Raw genomic sequence first — 17,552 nt, 5'->3', positions numbered from 1 at the left:
GGCAAAAGGAACGGATATGTCCTCTCAATTACCTACACCGGAATACAGCCGCAATATGCGGCTCATCGGTCACAGCGATCAGGGCGGTCGCCCGGACGGCGTTCAGCTGATGGTCCATCGCGGCTTTGCCTACATCGGGCATATGGTGTCGCAGGGCTTTTCCATCGTCGACGTACGTGACCCGAAAAATCCCAAAGCGGCGGGCTACGTCCCTGCGCCGCCCGGCACCTGGAATGTGCATCTCCAGGCCCATGACGATCTGTTACTGGTCATCAACGCCCGCGATCTGTTTGCCGACGCCCGTTTCGCTGATGAAAAGGTCTACTACACCCGCCAGGTAGGGCACACCGTCAGCGACGTGCAGGACAAAGGCTGGAGCGCAGGGCTGCGAATTTTTGATATCTCCACGCCGGACAAACCGCGTGAAATCAGCTTCTTGTCACTCGACGGGATCGGCATTCACCGCATCTGGTACGTCGGCGGGCGCTGGGCGTATGTCTCGGCGCTGATTGACGGCTTTACCGACTACATTTTCCTGACTATCGATCTTGCCGACCCGCGCAAACCGGAAGTGGCAGGCCGCTGGTGGCTGCCGGGGATGAATCAGGCGGCAGGCGAACAACCGGGCTGGCCGGAGGGCAAACGCTACGCGCTGCATCATGCGATCATCGCGGGCGATACCGCCTACGGCAGCTGGCGCGACGGCGGGCTGACCCTGCTGGATGTGAAGGACAGAACCCAGCCGAAGCTGATTAGCCATCGTAACTGGAGCCCGCCGTTTGGCGGTGGAACGCACACCGCGCTGCCGCTGCCCGATAGGGACCTGCTGGTGGTGCTGGACGAAGCGGTGCTCGATAACCAGGAGGACGGTGAAAAGCTGATCTGGCTGTTTGATATCCGCGAGCCGTCGAACCCGGTCAGTATCTCGACCTTCCCGCAGCCGGAAGAGACAGATTACGTGGCGAAAGGGGCGCACTTCGGGCCGCACAACCTGCATGAAAACCGGCCCGGGAGTTTTATCAGTTCGACGCTGATATTCGCCACCTACCAGAATGCAGGCGTGCGCGCGTACGACATTTCGAATCCGTACCGCCCGGTGGAAACCGGCGCGCTGGTTCCGGCCGCGCCGGAGAAGATGATGGACACGCGCCCTCATCGCCCGCAGGTGATTCAGTCATGCGACGTGTTTGTGGATGCGCAGGGGATTATCTACAGCACGGATTACAACGGCGGGCTGTCGGTGATTGAGTATCTGGGATAAGTGTGACAGGCCGGGCAGGCGATATCGCCACCCGGCAAGAGTTACGGAATCAGCTGTACTGGCGAACACGCGCCACGAGTTCTTCGGCGCTGTCGATTCGGTCGGCAATCACAATCAACGCTCTGCCGAGCGTAATGGCGTGGCGCAGGCACTCGTGGCGCATCGCTTCGTCAGCAATCGTGTCGATATCCGCCACGTGCGACAGCCCAACGCTTCGGCGAATCAGCTCGGTGCCGCAAAAACCGATGGCATCGGTCCAGACCTTTTTCAGAAATTCTGACGCATAGCCCGGCACGCTCAGGGCCGCATCGCGGGTTTTTTCACGTGCCAGCGCCTGGAAACGTTCCGCGAAGGTGTTCCATAGCTCCTGAATATCCGTCAGGCGCTGCTCGCGGGCGGCGGCGGCATCGCGAATACCCAGATGGCCCGGCAGACCGCAGAAGTTCAGCAGCAGATTGCCGATGGCGGTGCCGATATCAAAACCGATCGGGCCGTAATAGCCGAACTCGGCGTCAATCGCCTTCAGGCTGCCCTCTGCGACAAAGATCGAGCCGCTGTGAATATCGCCGTGCAGCAGCGCTTCGGCCTGCGAGAAGAAACGGTGCTTGAGCGAGGCGACGGCAATTTTCAGCCGATCGTCACTGCGCAGGGCGGCCACGTCCGCTTCCAGCGCCGCCGGATAGTTATTGCGCTCGTGGATCTGATACGGATCGTTAAAGAACAGATCCTCGGTGATCTCACACATTTCCGGGTTGATGTACTTCGCCACCTGCGCCTTTTTGACGTGCGGATGGAGGTAAAAATCGCTGGTGTGGAACAGGGTGTGAGCGAGATATTCCCCCAGCTGACGCGAAGCCTGCGGGTACCAGACGCCGCTAATCAGCTCGCCGCGCCAGATTTTATGGCTGGAGAGATCTTCCATCACCATCACCGCCAGCTCCGGGTCGTAATGGTGGATTTTGACCGTGTGTTGCGGGCTGTGCTGGTAGTGCTCGACCAGGGTTTGCGCTTCGAGGCGGGCGCGATCCAGCGTGAGTGGCCAGGACTCACCCACGCAGCGCACGTAAGGCAGCGCCTGCTTGACGATGATACGGCTGACGCCGTCGGCATCGAAAATTTTAAACACCAGATTGAGGTTGCCGTCGCCCACTTCCTGCGCCTCCACCAGCGATGATGGGTCATCAAGGCCGCCGAACTGCTTTGCATATTCCACGGCATCCTGGGCGGTAAAGGTACGGTATTGCGACATTGCCTGTTCCTCATCAGTTCTGGTAATAAAGACATTTAGACGTCTATACATCTGAATTTTATCCTGACACAATGTGATACAACAACGCAACAGAGAATTAACGACATGCAGACATTACAGACGACAAGCCTGCGGGTGGCGGGTAATCAGCTATTTATTCTCGACCAACAGGCGCTTCCGCAGGAGAAACGCTGGCTGGATGCCTCCACGGTAGAGGCGCTGGTCGGCCACATTCACGCGCTCAGAGTGCGCGGCGCGCCGCTGATTGGGCTGTCTGCGAGCCTTTTGCTGGCGCTGCTGGCCGAGGCAGGGAAAAGCCGAGACGAGCTGGCGTTGGCCCTCGACACTCTGCGGGCGTCACGCCCAACAGCCGTGAACCTGATGAACAATCTCGATCGCATGAAGCAGGCGCTGTGGCAGGAGGATTTTGTCCCTGCGCTGAGCGCTGAGGCCCTGCGTCTGATCGATGAGGACAAGCAGCTTTGCGACGCTATCGCTCGCGCCGGAAGCGAACTGGTGAAGCCTGGAAGCCGTCTGCTGACCCACTGCAATACCGGTGGGCTGGCGACTGCGGGCGTTGGTACGGCGCTGGGGGTGATTGCGGTTGCTCATCAGCAGGGAAAAATCGCCAGTGTCTGGGTGGATGAAACGCGCCCGCTGTTGCAGGGCGGCAGACTCACCGCCTGGGAACTGGGCGAATTGGGCGTGCCGTATCAGCTGATCACCGACTCTATGGCCGCCAGCCTGATGGCGAAAGGGCAGGTGGACGCAGTGTGGGTCGGGGCGGATCGCATTGCCGCCAACGGCGATGTGGCGAACAAAATCGGCACTTATTCTCTGGCGGTACTGGCGAAATTCCACGGCATTCCCTTTTATGTCGCAGCACCGCAAACCACGCTGGACCCGAACTGTCCGAACGGTGATGCCATCCCTATTGAGCAGCGCGCGGCCAGCGAAGTAACGGGTGTTGCCGGGAGTTTTGGCGCGGTGCAGTGGGCACCGGAAGAGGCGAAAGTCTACAACCCGGCGTTTGACGTAACGCCTGCGGCGCTGATCAGCGGGTGGGTGCTGGATACGGGCGTGGTGTGGCCGGAAGCGGTGGCAAAAGGGGTTTTCGCCTGAGTGCGGTTATCCTTTAGGGCATCCCCTTGGGAGGACCGAACGTGACGCGTGATTCTGCTTTAACGCTCGAACGGGTGAAGGATGGGGCGTCATGCTGGATCGGCTGGTTGTTGATGCGAACGGACTGAAGCGCTGAAGGCATCTACCGCTGAACAAGCCGGGTCAGCGTTCGCGCCGCCCGGCAAAGCGCTTAAGCCAGTCGCGGATAGCCATCCGCGATCTCACTTCCCGTGAACTGCGCAATCCATCCTTCCGGATTATCGAAAATGCGGATCGCGGTGAAGTTGGGTTCGGAACCCATATCAAACCAGTGCGGCGTGCCGGCGGGTACGGAGATGAGGTCATTTTTCTCGCACAGCACCTGGTACACCTGGTCTTCGATGTGCAGACAAAACAGCCCGGCACCCTCGACAAAGAAACGCACTTCATCTTCGCCGTGAGTATGCTCGTTGAGAAACTTCGCGCGCAGCGCCTCTTTCTGCGGGTTATCCGCGCGCAGGCTGATGACATCCCAGCTCTGATAGCCTTTCTCCGCCACCAGTTTATCGATCGCGTGCTGATACGCATTAATCACCGTTTCCGGTGCGGGATCGCGGCCTAAATCGCGGTCGGCTTCCCAGCGTTCAAAACGCACACCGTGGGCGTTGAGCTTTTCAGCGATATCACGGGCATCGGTGCTGTGCCACAGTGGGGCGCGGGTATCGGTGTCGGAATAAATGGTCAAAGCGCTCATGAAGGGATCTGCTCCGGATTAATCTCGTCGAATTGGTGTACCTGATGGTGGTGGCTCGCGCCATCGTCATCACCGCGAATCAGTTGCAGGGTACGAAAACCTGCCTGCTCAGCGGCGTCCAGCTCCTGGTGAATGTCCGAGAGGAACAGGATTTGCGACGGGGCGGCGCCGATCTGCGCGGCAATGGTGGTGTAGGACTGCACATCACGTTTCGCGCCCACGTGGGTATCGAAATAACCGCTGAACAGATGAGTAATATCACCTTCGTCGCTGTAGCCAAATAACAGTTTCTGCGCTGCGACAGAGCCAGAGGAATAAACATAGAGATCAATGCCTTGCGCTTTCCATTTTTCCAGCGCAGGCAAAACGTCCGGGTAGAGATGGCCCGTAAAATCGCCGTTGACGTATCCGTCCTGCCAGATGATCCCTTGCAGGGCCTTCAGGGCGGTGGATTTCCTGTCTTCATCCATAAACGTAAACAGGGTGTCGATAAGTTCGCTGATGCTGGCGTGGGGGCTGGCGATTTCATCACGCAGATTGTCCAGAATGGATTTCACCGGTTCGGCGTACTGCTGGGCGGTGACAAACGCCGCCAGCCGCTCGCGCGCATAGGGGAATAGCACATTGTGGACAAAACGAATATCGCTGGTGGTCCCTTCAATATCCGTCACAATCGCGCGAATCATAATCTCTCCAGTTGTCGTAAACGCATTTCGCATTCAAATAAGAATTCAAGGCCTTCAAGGTGACGGCGGGCTTCGGCCACATCGCGTCCCCAGCAGGTTAAGCCATGACCGCGCAGAAGAAAACCATAATTAAGTGGGGTTTCCTGTGCGTAATGGGCGATTCGCGAGGCGAGGGCGTCAATATCCTGGTCGTTGTCAAACACCGGAATAACGAGGGTATCCAGATGGGTGGTCTGCCCGCTGAGGGATTTTTGCATCTCAAAACCGCTGATGCGCAGCTCGGCCGTTTTAGTCAGGCGCGACAGCACGGTGGCATTGACCGTATGCACGTGCAGCACCGCGTTGGCCTGCGGAAACAGGCGATAAATCAGCGTGTGCAAGCCCGTTTCCGCCGACGGTTTGCGCCCGGACGGCGCGCGGTTGGTGGCGATCTCCACTTGCAGGAAATCATCCGTTGTCAGGCTGCCCTTGTTTTTGCCAGATTCGCTCAGCCAGCACAGCGTGTCGTCCTGTCGCACGGACATGTTCCCGCCCGTCGCGGGGGCCCAGCCTTTGGCACCAATCCAGCGGCAGGCGTCGACGAGTTGTGTGAGTTGCAGGTGGTCTGTCATTTTCCTTTACCCTCTCGGCAGGAATAATTATATGATTTAGACGTCTAAGCGTCTTGATTGCCAAAGACTAACATCGTGTTATAGTGGCAGCAACATAAGTATTACATGCAGGCACGACACAATGAGCAATAACCCCTTGATTCCGCAAAGCAAACTTCCCAATCTCGGTACCACCATCTTTACGCAGATGAGCGCGCTGGCCCAGGCGCATAACGCCATCAACCTTTCGCAGGGATTCCCTGACTTTGACGGCCCGACCTATCTGCAGGAGCGCCTGGCGCACCACGTGGCGCAAGGGGCCAATCAGTATGCGCCGATGACGGGCGCGCAGCCGCTGCGGGAAGCGATTGCCGATAAAACGGCTGAACTCTATGGCTACAAGCCGGATGCCAACAGTGAAGTGACGGTGACGGCGGGGGCGACAGAGGCGCTGTATGCGGCGATTACCGCGCTGGTGCGTACCGGTGATGAGGTGATTTGCTTCGATCCGAGCTACGACAGCTATGCGCCAGCCATTGAACTCTCCGGCGGCGTGGTCAAACGTGTTGCGCTTCAGCCGCCGCATTTTCGCCCCGACTGGCAGGCTTTCGCCGCGCTGCTGAGTGAGAATACCCGTCTGGTTATCCTTAATACGCCGCACAACCCGTCGGCGACCGTCTGGCGCAAAGCGGATTTCGCGGCGCTGTGGCAGGCGATTGCTGAACATGAAATCTATGTGCTGAGCGACGAAGTCTACGAGCACATCTGTTTTGCAGACGAGGGGCACGCCAGCGTGCTCGCCCATCCGCAGCTTCGCGAACGCGCCATCGCGGTGTCATCGTTTGGTAAAACCTATCACATGACCGGCTGGAAAGTGGGCTATTGCGTCGCGCCTGCGGCGATCAGCGCCGAGTTACGTAAAGTGCATCAGTATCTGACGTTTGCCGTAAACACCCCTGCGCAGCTGGCGCTGGCGGATATGCTGCGCGCCGAACCGGAGCACTATCGTGAATTACCGGCATTTTATCGCGCGCGACGGGATCGGTTTGTGAATGCGCTGAGCAACAGCCGGCTGGAAATTCTGCCATGCGAAGGGACTTACTTTCTGCTGGCGGATTACAGCGCGATTTCCGATCTGGACGACGTCAGTTTTTGCCAGTGGCTGACCAAAGAGGCGGGCGTCGCTGCGATACCGCTGTCGGTATTTTGCGCCGATCCCTTCCCGCATAAACTGATTCGTCTCTGTTTTGCGAAGCAGGAATCGACGCTGTTAGCGGCGGCCGAGCGCCTGATCGCGCTGTGATTATTTAACGGTCCAGGCGTCTGAATAACGACGGTCTGCGAACAGTTCCAGCAGGCCGTTGATCTGTTTCAGGCGCAGCACTTCGTCGCTGTCCATCCCAAGCTCCAGCCCGATTTTCTCATCGTCCCAGCCGAGCAACACCAGTTCCCGGACAATCTCCGACATTGAGTGGATTTGATGGCGCCCGCGCGCACGGTTGTGACGAATGGTGGCGGCCATCCGGTCGAACTTCTCCTGCCGTTCTTTACGCAGGCAGGTGACGGGCAGATAGCCCTTCAACTGTCGTTTTAACGCCGCCCGGTGGCTGCCAAGCTCACGCCGATGGAATCCGTCCACGATCTCGTAATTATGCGGGCCGTTTTCAGTGACCAGGATCGGCTGTGTGAACCCATCCAGCTCCAGCGATTTGCTGAGCAAGCGTTTTTCCGGCGGGGCCACGGTATTGGGGTTGTAATCGTTAGCGCTGATCTCTTCTTGTTTAATCCACAGTACGCAGTCGACGGGCTGTTCGTGAAAGGGGCTGACCTGGTGAATCGCCTGACGAAACGCGTTGATGGCCTCTATTTTCTTCTCTTCAGAAAGCGATTGCAGATAGTGCTCCATATCGTTAATTAATCGTTGTTGCATAAAATTCCCCACTGCTGGCGTTTGGTTTTCATTCGGTCACTGTAGCGCTGGTAATGCTTAGGTTTATTTGGGCTAAATGATAACGCCCGGCACCAATAATCATTATTAAGAAGTACCTTACAAATTCGCCGCCAGGAGGGAATGTCTTTTGAGCCAATATCCGCGTCCTGAGTGTCCGGTATATTTTCCATGCCCTGTTTTTGATACCAGTGCAAATAGACGGCGACTTTGTTGCGATAATGTTCTGCCGTGGCGACAGGCATACTGTCGAGTAATAACAAGGCATATTCCTGCCAGCAAAGATGATCGGGTTTGAGAATTTTACGATGGCCGTAAAAATGGTTGTCATGACCCGCGTAAATGCCTCCGCTTCGCACCCCGCTGACCCGCTCGCACATCGCCGCCCAGCGCTCCGGCTCCAGCACATGGTAGAGCCATAAGCCCTGGCGCTGCTCCGGGCCAAAGGGTTCGCAAATGCGCATATAGCGAAGGGGGACGCCCGCCTGGTACATCAGATTGTACAGAGGGTTATAGCTGCAGCCGGTTTTGGCGAACCAGGTCCAGATATCGGCGGTTTTCCAGTCGTAGATGGGATACATATACCAGGCGTGGCCGCCGGGGGCAAAGGTGGTCCAGGGTTTGTCGTCCGCGAACCGCTGTTTGCGCGCGCTGGCGATACTCAGAAAGCGGTTATAGGACTCGTCGGCGCGAATGCCGATCAGCACCGCGGCAGGGCGTTTTTGCGCATACCAGTCGGAAAAGGCTCTGACGAACGATTCGAAGGTCATCCCTTGCTGATAGAAATCGAAATAGTAGGGATCGGTAATGGCGTCTTCCGGCGGCTGGCGGACCCAGTCGGTGCCCGGCTCCCAGCACTGCCACTCAGGCTGGAATTGTGACAGGGAGTTTTGCGTGGTGAGAGGCAATGCCACCCAGTAAAAGTGATCGATGACGTCGGAATAGTGCGCCCGCATGTTCTCGACATGTTCGATGGTGTAAGTAAATTGCGCCTCCCAGTCGATAAACAGAACGCTAATTTTCCGTTTCTGTTTACGCGCCCGCTGCGCCGTAAGATGCAACATAATGGTGGAATCTTTTCCACCGGAAAAAGAGACGCAGACTTTCGATAAGTTTTCGAGCGTCCAGTCGATTCTCTCTATTGCGGCGTCGAGAACATTCAGTTTAAGAGGATATTTATAGATGGACATAATCAATCTCTTTATGACTTTTTTTGCCATATCATTACTTCGTCGGGAATGACGTGGTGATAATAAAGCAATTCCCCTGCATGTAAAAAGAAAGTTGTCCTTAAATAAAATTTGATTGGATAGTGCCTTGGTGTTTTGTGATAACACTCGGTTTTGTGCTGACTGAAATGTTATGTTTCACAATATGCATTAAATAAAATACATCCATGAAAATGTTTCTGGCTATTAATAATAATTGGACTGCATGAATTGCGGTGTGTTAATAATTATTTTGTATTTTTCAATGGGTAAATTTAGCATCAAGCGCAATTTTATTCCTCGCAAGAATAGTGGGGAGAAGGGCCGTCAACATCGTTATTCGGAAAAACCTATCACAGCCATAGACAGGAATGACCCGGTCGTGGATTGCTCAATGCCTGCGCGGGTGGTGTAATCGATACCGCTGTTACGACCTGACTCAGGTTCTGTAGAGCGCAACGCAACGCCAGCTCCGGCTGGCACTGAAGGTACCTACGGGGAATTCAGGTATCAGGGCCGCCCGTTGGGGCGGCCTTTTTACTTTTGGGCTACCCAACACCATTCACAACGTTGTCGGTTCGGGTTGTAAGGTATGACTGATTGATTTGATACGGCAAACGCATTAGCCCCATCAGTCAAAGTTCGTTACCTTACATCTCAACGAAAACACGGAGGAAGTACAGATGTCTTTGATTAACACTAAAATTAAACCTTTCAAAAACCAGGCGTTCAAAAACGGTGAATTCGTCGAAGTGACCGAGAAAGATACCGAAGGTCGCTGGAGCGTGTTCTTCTTCTATCCGGCAGATTTCACCTTCGTTTGCCCGACCGAACTGGGCGACGTAGCGGATCATTACGACGAACTGCAGAAACTGGGCGTGGACGTTTACTCTGTTTCTACCGACACCCACTTCACTCACAAAGCATGGCATGGCAGCTCTGAAACCATCGCGAAAATCAAATACGCGATGATCGGCGACCCGACTGGCGCCCTGACCCGTAACTTCGACAACATGCGTGAAGATGAAGGCCTGGCTGACCGCGCCACCTTCGTCGTTGACCCGCAGGGCATTATCCAGGCTATCGAAGTTACCGCTGAAGGTATCGGCCGTGATGCATCTGACCTGCTGCGTAAAATCAAAGCAGCACAGTACGTGGCGTCTCACCCAGGTGAAGTGTGCCCGGCTAAATGGAAAGAAGGCGAAGCGACGCTGGCTCCATCTCTGGACCTGGTTGGCAAAATCTAAAATTTCCCTCTTTTTCACGCTCAGGCGCGAAATCCAAAGGAAATTGACGACGATTGGCGGGTGCATTGTGGCACCCGCTTTTTTGAAATTTTTACGTTATCTCATGTAAGTCGCATCGCGGCGGCGCTAAGCGAATCCCAGGAATAAGTGACCGGGGCGCGAAGGCCGCCAGCTAAGAGGCGGTTTACATGAGGAAACGTAAAGCAGGAGATTAACGATGCTCGACACCAACATGAAAACCCAGCTCAAGGCCTACCTTGAGAAACTGACCAAACCTGTTGAGCTGATTGCCACGCTGGATGACGGCGCTAAATCGGCAGAAATCAAGGAACTGCTGGCGGAAATCGCCGAACTGTCACCAAAAGTGACCTTTAAAGAAGATAACAGCCTCGCGGTACGCAAACCGTCATTCCTGATTACTAACCCAGGTTCTGACAAAGGGCCGCGCTTTGCAGGTTCTCCGCTGGGGCACGAATTTACCTCCCTGGTACTGGCGCTGCTGTGGACCGGCGGGCATCCGTCGAAAGAGGCACAGTCTCTGCTGGAGCAAATCAGCAACATCGATGGCGATTTTGAATTTGAAACCTATTACTCGCTCTCGTGCCATAACTGCCCGGACGTGGTGCAGGCGCTGAACCTTATGGCGGTGCTTAACCCACGCATCAAACATACGGCCATCGACGGCGGCGTGTTCCAGAACGAAATCACCGATCGCAACGTGATGGGTGTTCCGGCGGTATTCGTCAATGGTCAGGAGTTTGGTCAGGGGCGTATGACGCTGACGGAAATCGTCGCCAAAATTGATACCGGTGCCGAAAAACGTGCGGCGGAAGAGCTGAATAAACGCGATGTTTACGACGTGCTGATTGTCGGCTCCGGCCCGGCGGGTGCGGCGGCGGCGGTCTATTCTGCCCGTAAAGGCATTCGTACCGGCCTGATGGGTGAGCGTTTCGGTGGCCAGGTCCTCGACACTGTCGACATCGAAAACTACATCTCGGTCCCGAAAACCGAAGGTCAAAAGCTGGCGGGTGCCCTGAAAGCGCACGTTAGCGATTATGAAGTGGATGTGATTGATAGCCAAAGTGCCAGCAAACTGGTTCCGGCAGCGCAGGAAGGTGGCTTACACCAGATTGAAACGGCTTCCGGCGCGGTGCTGAAAGCGCGCAGCGTGATCATCGCCACCGGCGCGAAATGGCGCAACATGAACGTTCCTGGTGAAGATCAGTATCGCACCAAAGGCGTGACCTACTGCCCACACTGCGACGGCCCGCTGTTTAAAGGTAAACGCGTGGCGGTGATTGGCGGCGGTAACTCCGGCGTTGAAGCGGCTATCGATCTGGCGGGTATTGTGGAACACGTTACCCTGCTGGAATTTGCCCCGGAAATGAAAGCCGATCAGGTGCTGCAGGATAAAGTGCGCAGCCTGAAGAACGTCGATATCGTGCTGAACGCGCAGACGACGGAAGTGAAAGGCGACGGCAGCAAAGTGACCGGCCTTGAGTATCGCGACCGCGTCAGCGGCGATGTGCACAGCGTGCCGCTGTCAGGGATTTTCGTCCAGATTGGTCTGTTGCCAAACACCACCTGGCTGGAAGGCTCCGTTGAGCGTAACCGTATGGGCGAAATCATCATCGACGCCAAGTGTGAAACCAGCGTGAAGGGTGTCTTTGCGGCGGGCGACTGCACGACGGTGCCGTACAAACAGATTATCATCGCCACCGGCGAAGGGGCTAAAGCGTCATTAAGCTCGTTTGATTATCTGATTCGCACCAAAACAGCATAATAAAAGAAAGTAAGGCACCACCTGCATCAGACAAAACCCCGCGCAAGCGGGGTTTTTCTTTTGGGCGTTAGCGAACGACCATCACCGGAATATGGGTGTGGCGAATCACGCTTGAGGCATTCGAGCCGAGCAGGTGGGTGCTGATGGACGGATTACGCGAGCCGATCACCACCACATCGGCTTTCAGTTCGTTCGCCATTTCATTGACCGCATCGCGAACGCTGCCGAAACGCACGTGGGTTTTAATCCGTGACGGATCGAGGGTGAAATGGCCGACCATGGTTTGCAGCCGCGCTTCGGCTTCGTGCTGAAGATGCCCTTCAAAGCGGCGAACATCGGCTGCAAAGCGGTGCAGGCTCAGGCTGGCCGAACCGGGCAGGACGTGCAAGAGGTGAATCACGCCATCCTGCTGCGCCAGAAACTCAGCATGGCGGACGGCTTTGTCGCTCAGTTCCATTTCGAAAACATCAACCGGCATAATAATTGTCTGATACATACCCGTTTCTCCTTGTTTATAAACGCTCGATTCATTCAATCACAAAATAATATGGTTTTCTGATATCTGTCAGACACTTTTCATATCGTGGCGTTATTTGACGTTTCTTTGCGGAGTCGAGGCGGGGGTAAGGCTACCAGTGACGCTCAAGATATAGCACGGCCGTGACGATAATCGCCAGTAAAATTAAATAGATAAGAGAAATGACTTCTATCTCATCCATAGAAGACCCTGGGCCGCTGAAACGGATTAAGCCTGGATGAAGATAATTTTGGCTTCTATAGGAAATAAAGGTGATTTTACGGAAAGAGGATGCGGGTGCATCCTCTGGGAAACGCGGTTATGCGCTTATTCAGATGAGATTAACGAAGGTAATCGCCGGCCGCTTCTGGCTGGTAGAGCAGTTCCAGCACTTCCAGATGCGCGGAGGCGCCGCCCGGTAACTCCCAGTGAATGGTGTCGCCGGTACGCAGGCCCAGCAGCGCGGCGCCGACGGGGGCGAGAACGGAAAGCTGCGTGCTGCTGTCGGTCATCTGCGCTGGATAGACCAGCGTGCGCGTGCGCTCATCGCCGGTGGTCAGATCGCGGAATTTCACCTGGCTGTTCATCGTCACGACGTCATGCGGCATGGTTTCCGGGGTACACATCTGTGCCCGGTCCAGCTCCGCGTTCAGGGCGTCGGCAACCGGCAGTGAAGCAAACTCTGGTTTTTCCAGAAGGCGGTCGATACGTTCTGCGTCGAGTTCATTAATGATAATTGTGGGTCTGGACATTTATTACTCCATGTCGTTAATGCTGCGTGTACCGCAGAAACCAATCCAAAAGAAAACCCTCGCCGTCTGGCAGCGAGGGTTTTATCTGTTCTGATGATACTGGCTGTGCACGCAACTTTGAAGTGATCAATGTCACATTCGTTGCGCAGATGAATTTTATGATTGGAATGATTTCATCGCGGCTGCTGTACCGGGCCAAATCCCACGGCATAATGAGGTTCTGACTACTCACCGGAGAGCGTAATGTACTTTTATCAGCCTTCGCAGGGACATGGTTTACCGCACGATCCTCTGAACGCCATTATCGGCCCTCGGCCCATCGGCTGGATTGCCTCACAGAATGCCTCGGGGCAAACCAATCTCGCACCCTACAGTTTCTTTAACTGTTTTAATTACCGTCCGCCCATTATTGGTTTTGCCAGCAGCGGCTGGAAGGACAGCGTGCGAAATATCGTCGAGACAAAAGAGTTTGTCTGGAACCTTGCCACACGTGAGCTCGCAGAGGCGATGAATGAAACCTCGGCCAGTCTTCCTCACGGAGAAGACGAATTTGCCTTTGCCGGGCTGACAAAAGCCGAAAGCGCACTGGTTAAGGTGCCGCGCGTGGCGGAAAGTCCGGTGAACTTTGAGTGCAGACTGTCGCAATGTATCCAGTTGACCGGCGCAGATGGAACGGCGATCGATAGCTGGCTGGTACTGGGTGAAGTCGTCGGGATCCATATCGCCGAGTCGCTGCTGGAAGAGGGCATCTTCCAGACCGCGAAGGCCAACCCGATTCTGCGAGCGGGAGGCCCAACGGCTTACTATTCGATAAGCGAAGAACACCGCCTGGATCTGGTGCGCCCGGATGCGCGCAGGGGATAGTATGTCTGAGCGCCCCTTGCCCGCCGACCAGCAGTTTTTTACCGGATAAATAATGCATTAGCTGGAGAGATGAGGCGTGAGATCAGAAGTGTGACGCTTATCGTCCTATAAGGGAAAAGGATGAAACGCCGGGGGCGGGTGCCCCCGGCAGAGGATCAGTAGCCGACTTTATCAATGACAAACTGCTTGCCGCAGTTGCCAGGGTGCGGCTGAGGCGCAAACGACGCCGATGAGAGCGGCGCGTTGATGGTCGCGGCCTTGAGCGAAAGCTGCAGTTCGGTGAGATACGCCGGGTTATTGTTGCAGGTCAGCTTGACGGCTTTAACGGATTCTTTGCCCCAGCTTTTGGCGACGGCCTCGTCAAAATCGCGGCGAGAAACCGTTTTACCGTAGTGATCAGCAAGGAATTTCCCCAGCGCGCTGCTTTTCACTTCCTGATTCATGCGCACCATGGTGCCAAAATAGGCGTCAGGATCGAAGCCGAAGCAGACGCCGTGCTTGGCGTATTCATAGCGTTCCAGACAGGACTCTCCGCCCGCACCCGGCATTACGCCGTTGAGTTTTGCGGCGGCTTCGAAGGAAAGCCCGGTTTCGGCAGCGGCGCATTTACGGCTGGCTCTGGCTTCTGGCATGTTGGGGACGGGGCGAGTGGCGCAGCCAAATCGCATCCAGCGGCGATCGTCCACCCCGCGCGAGGCGATAGATTTGGGCAGGCTCGGCCACAGGCCGTGAACCGTCAGAAAATCCGTTTTGGTTGTGCTCTCTTTTTGCAGGCGGCACTCGTCAGGCTCATTGCGCCCACGGTCGTGCATGCTCTGGCAAAAACCGGTCTGCCAGGAGAGGGCAAGGACGTAGCGATCAAAATCGGCATATTGAGTGGCCTGAAGCAGCGCGGCATGTGCTGAGAAGGCGCACAGGGCAAGGGCGGTTGCACTGAACCGGAGAACGATATCCTTCCTGAACATTTGAATTCCTGATGATTAAAGGGAAATTAATTCCAGGAACTTATTAAAGCACAAAAAGCGCCCGCAGGCGCTTTTTGTGCCCGGCGACGCGGGCTGAGGGTAAGGCAGGCCTGGCTAGCGCAGCGCCGCCAGGCCCATTCTTTTATCCCGCGACCGTACCCGGCACGAGGATTTCTGTTGCGATAATCACAATGACCAGGCCGACCAGCACCGGAACAGAGGTGCGTTTCACCACTTCGAACGGGGAGATTTTGGCCATACCAGCGACCGCAACCACCACGCCGGAAACCGGGGAGATCGTACGGCCCAGGTTGGAGGCCTGCAGCATTGGAATCGAAAGATAGGCCGGGTTGATGCCGGACGAGTGCGCCAGTTTTGGAATCATCTCGACGAACGCATAGAACGGGGCGTTACCGGAGCCGGTCGTCATGGCGGCCAGCATCGTCAGGACAACCAGCACCAGCATCAGGATAATGCTGGCAGAGCCGAAGGAGGTGGCGATGGAGATCAGGCTCTGGATAAAGCCGATGGTGCTCAGGCCCTGGGCGAAAACGCCCGCCGCGACCAGCAGCATCACCACGCCCGCAAAGGCGTCAGCCATCCCGCGATACGCCACTTCCAGGCCGGAGAAGACTTTCTGAGTGTTAAAACCGCGTACGAATTCCAGCACCGCCGCCAGCAGCATGCAGATCACCAGAATGGTAATAATGTGCAGCTGTGGGCCCCATTTGCCATCGAAAATCAGTACGCCAATGATCGGCGTGAACGGCAGAATGGCGTAGAACGATGGCGCGGTGGTGGTGATTTCACTCACGTCCAGCATCTCGTGGCTGATGTTTTCTTTTTTATCGAGATACTTCTGCCAGAAATAGTGCGCAACCGCCATACCGATAATGGCGGCGATAGAGATCGGCAGGGTGGTTTTAAAGGCAAAATCAATCAGCGGCATTTCGGCGGCTTTTGCAGCCAATACCACGTCACCGGACGTTGGGGAGAGGATAATCGCGGCAGGGGAGGCGCAAATCGCCGCCGCGGCACCGCGGCTGATACCCACGTTCACCATCACCGGGAACAGCGTCGCCATCAGCAGAACACCGAGACCGGTAGCGGAGGAGACCGCCAGCGACATCAGGCACGCCACGAAATAGGCGGCAATCATCAGAATGTAGGGGGAGTTAATATATTGCAGCGGCTTTGAGGCCAGTTTGACAACCATATCATTGGCGCCGATATGGGTCATATACGCGGCGAAACCACACAGCATCATAATCATCATGCCGAGATCGCCACCGCGGCTCATCAGCAGAATTTTAATATATTCCACAATATCGGTGGCGGTATAACCGGTGCTGGTTTCGCTGGCCGGTAACACCTGGTGGCCCATTAGCGCACTAATAATAAGCAGCGTTAAACCGCCGACGAATAATACCCCGGTGGCGGAATAGCCTTTAATGATGTAGCGCGCAACGCCGACAATGACGACCACTCCTATGAGGAGTTCGATAACGGTAAGCATGGTTTCCCCTGTACGTGCGCTCCCCAGAGAGCACGGAAAATCAAAAAAATGAAGTGTTGAAATGTGCCGAATAAATGGGCAGTTCTTGCTGACTAAAATCAATAAAATGACTACTAAAACGGCCATCAACGCTATTTTGCCACCACTACGTCATTTGTGTCACCACACTATTGACCGCAGCTATGATTATTATATGTCATTAAAATGATAATTAATTGTTGTGATATTTAGAGGGTTTTATCCGTGAAAGGATTAAGAACGTAAAACTATTTAAAATAGCTTTAATTTCAACACGCGCTGTTCTTATACTCGGCTTCCTTTTGCCACCCGACGACGCGAATATGCATGCCAGCTGGAGTTACCGCCTGCGCTTTCTGAAAAAACATCTGCTGATGTTTTTGTTCGCGTTCGGCTGGCTGCTGATTCAGAGCCAGGTCGCGGTTGCGTCCCATGATTGCTCCCTGAGCCCGCGCGGCGAAAGCGCCATGATCCAGCATATGGACATGATGACCACGCCGCTTCATCACGAGCTCAGCAACATTTCGCCTCTGTGTGAAAAACACTGCGTTCCGGATCAGGCGCAAAAAGATCCCGGGCAGACGCAGGTGGTCGCGCTTCCTGCGACCATGACCATCACCTTAAACACCCCTTCATGCAGCGACGTTTCGCTGTCCGCATGGTCACTCACCCCTCCCGCAGCGGGGCCGCCGGCAACGATCCGTTTTTGCCGGTTCCGGGAATAGCTCTCTGTTAATTCGTTGAATTTATTTTTCTTTTACGATTAACAGGAGTTTTATCATGCGTGCAATTTTTGTCTCTGCGCTTACGGGCGTGCTGTTTTCCCTTATCTCTCTTTCCGTTCAGGCCACCGATCCGTCACCTGCAGCCCAACACTGGCAAGGCCAGGGCGTGGTTCAGCAGATCGCGCCACCCCAAATCATCCTCCAGCATCAGGCCATTCCTGAACTGCAGTGGCCCGCGATGACCATGCCGTTTGTGCTGGCGAAAAGCGTGGATACCGCTTCGCTGAAGTCCGGCGATCGCGTCACCTTTACGCTCGAACGCGCGGGTGACGGCTTCCAGATTATCTCCCTGACGCCGCTGCGCTAAG

The 17,552-nt window shown here is 55.5% G+C and carries 19 protein-coding genes; 8 read left to right on the top strand and 11 right to left on the bottom strand.

Annotated elements, in window-relative coordinates; genetic code table 11:
- Nucleotides 1–16 precede the first annotated feature (16 nt).
- Nucleotides 17–1,261 carry an LVIVD repeat-containing protein gene (locus ETG88_RS02760; protein ID WP_129034493.1) on the top strand — a complete coding sequence of 415 codons (1,245 nt, stop codon included), beginning with the start codon at nucleotides 17–19 and terminating at the stop codon, nucleotides 1,259–1,261.
- A 49-nt stretch (nucleotides 1,262–1,310) separates the two neighbouring features.
- On the opposite strand, the gene mtnK is transcribed toward ETG88_RS02760, so the two are convergent.
- Nucleotides 1,311–2,510: an S-methyl-5-thioribose kinase gene (gene mtnK / locus ETG88_RS02755; RefSeq protein ID WP_100777255.1), complete on the bottom strand. Its 1,200-nt coding sequence runs from the start codon at nucleotides 2,508–2,510 to the stop codon at nucleotides 1,311–1,313.
- A 105-nt stretch (nucleotides 2,511–2,615) separates the two neighbouring features.
- Between mtnK and mtnA the strand changes: the two genes are divergently transcribed.
- Nucleotides 2,616–3,632: an S-methyl-5-thioribose-1-phosphate isomerase gene (mtnA, locus tag ETG88_RS02750; protein WP_129034492.1), complete on the top strand. Its 1,017-nt coding sequence runs from the start codon at nucleotides 2,616–2,618 to the stop codon at nucleotides 3,630–3,632.
- 190 nt (nucleotides 3,633–3,822) lie between these two features.
- On the opposite strand, the gene ETG88_RS02745 is transcribed toward mtnA, so the two are convergent.
- The 3 genes from ETG88_RS02745 to ETG88_RS02735 are packed head-to-tail and all read right to left on the bottom strand — an operon-like array spanning nucleotide 3,823 to nucleotide 5,662.
- Nucleotides 3,823–4,365: a 1,2-dihydroxy-3-keto-5-methylthiopentene dioxygenase gene (locus tag ETG88_RS02745; protein WP_129034491.1), complete on the bottom strand. Its 543-nt coding sequence runs from the start codon at nucleotides 4,363–4,365 to the stop codon at nucleotides 3,823–3,825.
- Nucleotides 4,362–5,051 (bottom strand): acireductone synthase, encoded by a 690-nt coding sequence (mtnC, locus tag ETG88_RS02740; RefSeq protein ID WP_102104197.1) that lies wholly within the window; start codon nucleotides 5,049–5,051, stop codon nucleotides 4,362–4,364. Before mtnC ends, ETG88_RS02745 begins: the two co-directional genes overlap by 4 nt.
- Nucleotides 5,048–5,662 (bottom strand): methylthioribulose 1-phosphate dehydratase, encoded by a 615-nt coding sequence (locus ETG88_RS02735; RefSeq protein WP_129034490.1) that lies wholly within the window; start codon nucleotides 5,660–5,662, stop codon nucleotides 5,048–5,050. The genes mtnC and ETG88_RS02735 overlap by 4 nt, the downstream gene beginning before the upstream one ends.
- A gap of 121 nt (nucleotides 5,663–5,783) precedes the next feature.
- Here ETG88_RS02735 and ETG88_RS02730 point away from each other — a divergent pair, with 121 nt between their 5' ends.
- A complete protein-coding gene (locus tag ETG88_RS02730; protein WP_129034489.1) occupies nucleotides 5,784–6,944 on the top strand; it encodes a pyridoxal phosphate-dependent aminotransferase in 1,161 nt (386 codons plus the stop codon).
- On the opposite strand, the gene ETG88_RS02725 is transcribed toward ETG88_RS02730, so the two are convergent.
- Nucleotides 6,945–7,571, bottom strand: coding sequence for an IbrB-like domain-containing protein (locus tag ETG88_RS02725; protein ID WP_129034488.1), 627 nt, complete (start codon nucleotides 7,569–7,571; stop codon nucleotides 6,945–6,947).
- On the bottom strand, nucleotides 7,556–8,779 hold the full coding sequence (locus ETG88_RS02720; protein WP_129034487.1) for a phosphoadenosine phosphosulfate reductase: 1,224 nt from the start codon (nucleotides 8,777–8,779) through the stop codon (nucleotides 7,556–7,558). The genes ETG88_RS02725 and ETG88_RS02720 overlap by 16 nt, the downstream gene beginning before the upstream one ends.
- A gap of 701 nt (nucleotides 8,780–9,480) precedes the next feature.
- Here ETG88_RS02720 and ahpC point away from each other — a divergent pair.
- Both ahpC and ahpF read left to right on the top strand, forming a co-directional pair.
- On the top strand, nucleotides 9,481–10,044 hold the full coding sequence (gene ahpC / locus ETG88_RS02715; protein WP_100777247.1) for an alkyl hydroperoxide reductase subunit C: 564 nt from the start codon (nucleotides 9,481–9,483) through the stop codon (nucleotides 10,042–10,044).
- A gap of 217 nt (nucleotides 10,045–10,261) precedes the next feature.
- Complete coding sequence (ahpF, locus tag ETG88_RS02710; protein WP_100777246.1) at nucleotides 10,262–11,827, top strand: alkyl hydroperoxide reductase subunit F; 1,566 nt, start codon at nucleotides 10,262–10,264, stop codon at nucleotides 11,825–11,827.
- 67 nt (nucleotides 11,828–11,894) lie between these two features.
- Here ahpF and uspG read toward each other — a convergent pair whose 3' ends face one another.
- The 3 genes from uspG to rnk form a co-directional block, all read right to left on the bottom strand.
- A complete protein-coding gene (gene uspG, locus ETG88_RS02705; protein WP_129034486.1) occupies nucleotides 11,895–12,323 on the bottom strand; it encodes a universal stress protein UspG in 429 nt (142 codons plus the stop codon).
- A gap of 133 nt (nucleotides 12,324–12,456) precedes the next feature.
- Complete coding sequence (yldA, locus tag ETG88_RS22520) at nucleotides 12,457–12,546, bottom strand: small membrane protein YldA (RefSeq protein ID WP_276528585.1); 90 nt, start codon at nucleotides 12,544–12,546, stop codon at nucleotides 12,457–12,459.
- 139 nt (nucleotides 12,547–12,685) lie between these two features.
- A complete protein-coding gene (gene rnk, locus ETG88_RS02700; protein WP_100777244.1) occupies nucleotides 12,686–13,096 on the bottom strand; it encodes a nucleoside diphosphate kinase regulator in 411 nt (136 codons plus the stop codon).
- 243 nt (nucleotides 13,097–13,339) lie between these two features.
- Here rnk and ETG88_RS02695 point away from each other — a divergent pair, with 243 nt between their 5' ends.
- Nucleotides 13,340–13,960 carry a flavin reductase family protein gene (locus ETG88_RS02695; protein ID WP_129034485.1) on the top strand — a complete coding sequence of 207 codons (621 nt, stop codon included), beginning with the start codon at nucleotides 13,340–13,342 and terminating at the stop codon, nucleotides 13,958–13,960.
- A gap of 155 nt (nucleotides 13,961–14,115) precedes the next feature.
- Here ETG88_RS02695 and rna read toward each other — a convergent pair whose 3' ends face one another.
- Entirely contained in the window at nucleotides 14,116–14,925 is an 810-nt protein-coding gene (gene rna / locus ETG88_RS02690) for a ribonuclease I (protein WP_129034484.1), read from the bottom strand.
- Nucleotides 14,926–15,067: 142 nt separating this feature from the next.
- Nucleotides 15,068–16,441: an anaerobic C4-dicarboxylate transporter DcuC gene (gene dcuC / locus ETG88_RS02685; protein WP_102104185.1), complete on the bottom strand. Its 1,374-nt coding sequence runs from the start codon at nucleotides 16,439–16,441 to the stop codon at nucleotides 15,068–15,070.
- Between the two features lie 341 nt (nucleotides 16,442–16,782).
- Between dcuC and ETG88_RS02680 the strand changes: the two genes are divergently transcribed.
- Together ETG88_RS02680 and ETG88_RS02675 are read left to right on the top strand one after the other, a co-directional pair.
- The gene (locus tag ETG88_RS02680) at nucleotides 16,783–17,184 is read left to right on the top strand and encodes a hypothetical protein (RefSeq protein ID WP_129034483.1); all 402 of its coding nucleotides are present in this window, start codon (nucleotides 16,783–16,785) and stop codon (nucleotides 17,182–17,184) included.
- A 55-nt stretch (nucleotides 17,185–17,239) separates the two neighbouring features.
- Nucleotides 17,240–17,551: a copper-binding protein gene (locus ETG88_RS02675; protein WP_100777239.1), complete on the top strand. Its 312-nt coding sequence runs from the start codon at nucleotides 17,240–17,242 to the stop codon at nucleotides 17,549–17,551.
- The last annotated feature ends 1 nt before the right edge of the window (nucleotide 17,552 follow it).

The organism is Lelliottia nimipressuralis, from assembly GCF_004115925.1.
GTDB classification, from domain to species: Bacteria; Pseudomonadota; Gammaproteobacteria; order Enterobacterales; family Enterobacteriaceae; genus Enterobacter; species Enterobacter nimipressuralis.
Note: the sequence above shows the minus strand (reverse complement) of the source record. Positions and strands in the feature narration are given on the sequence as shown.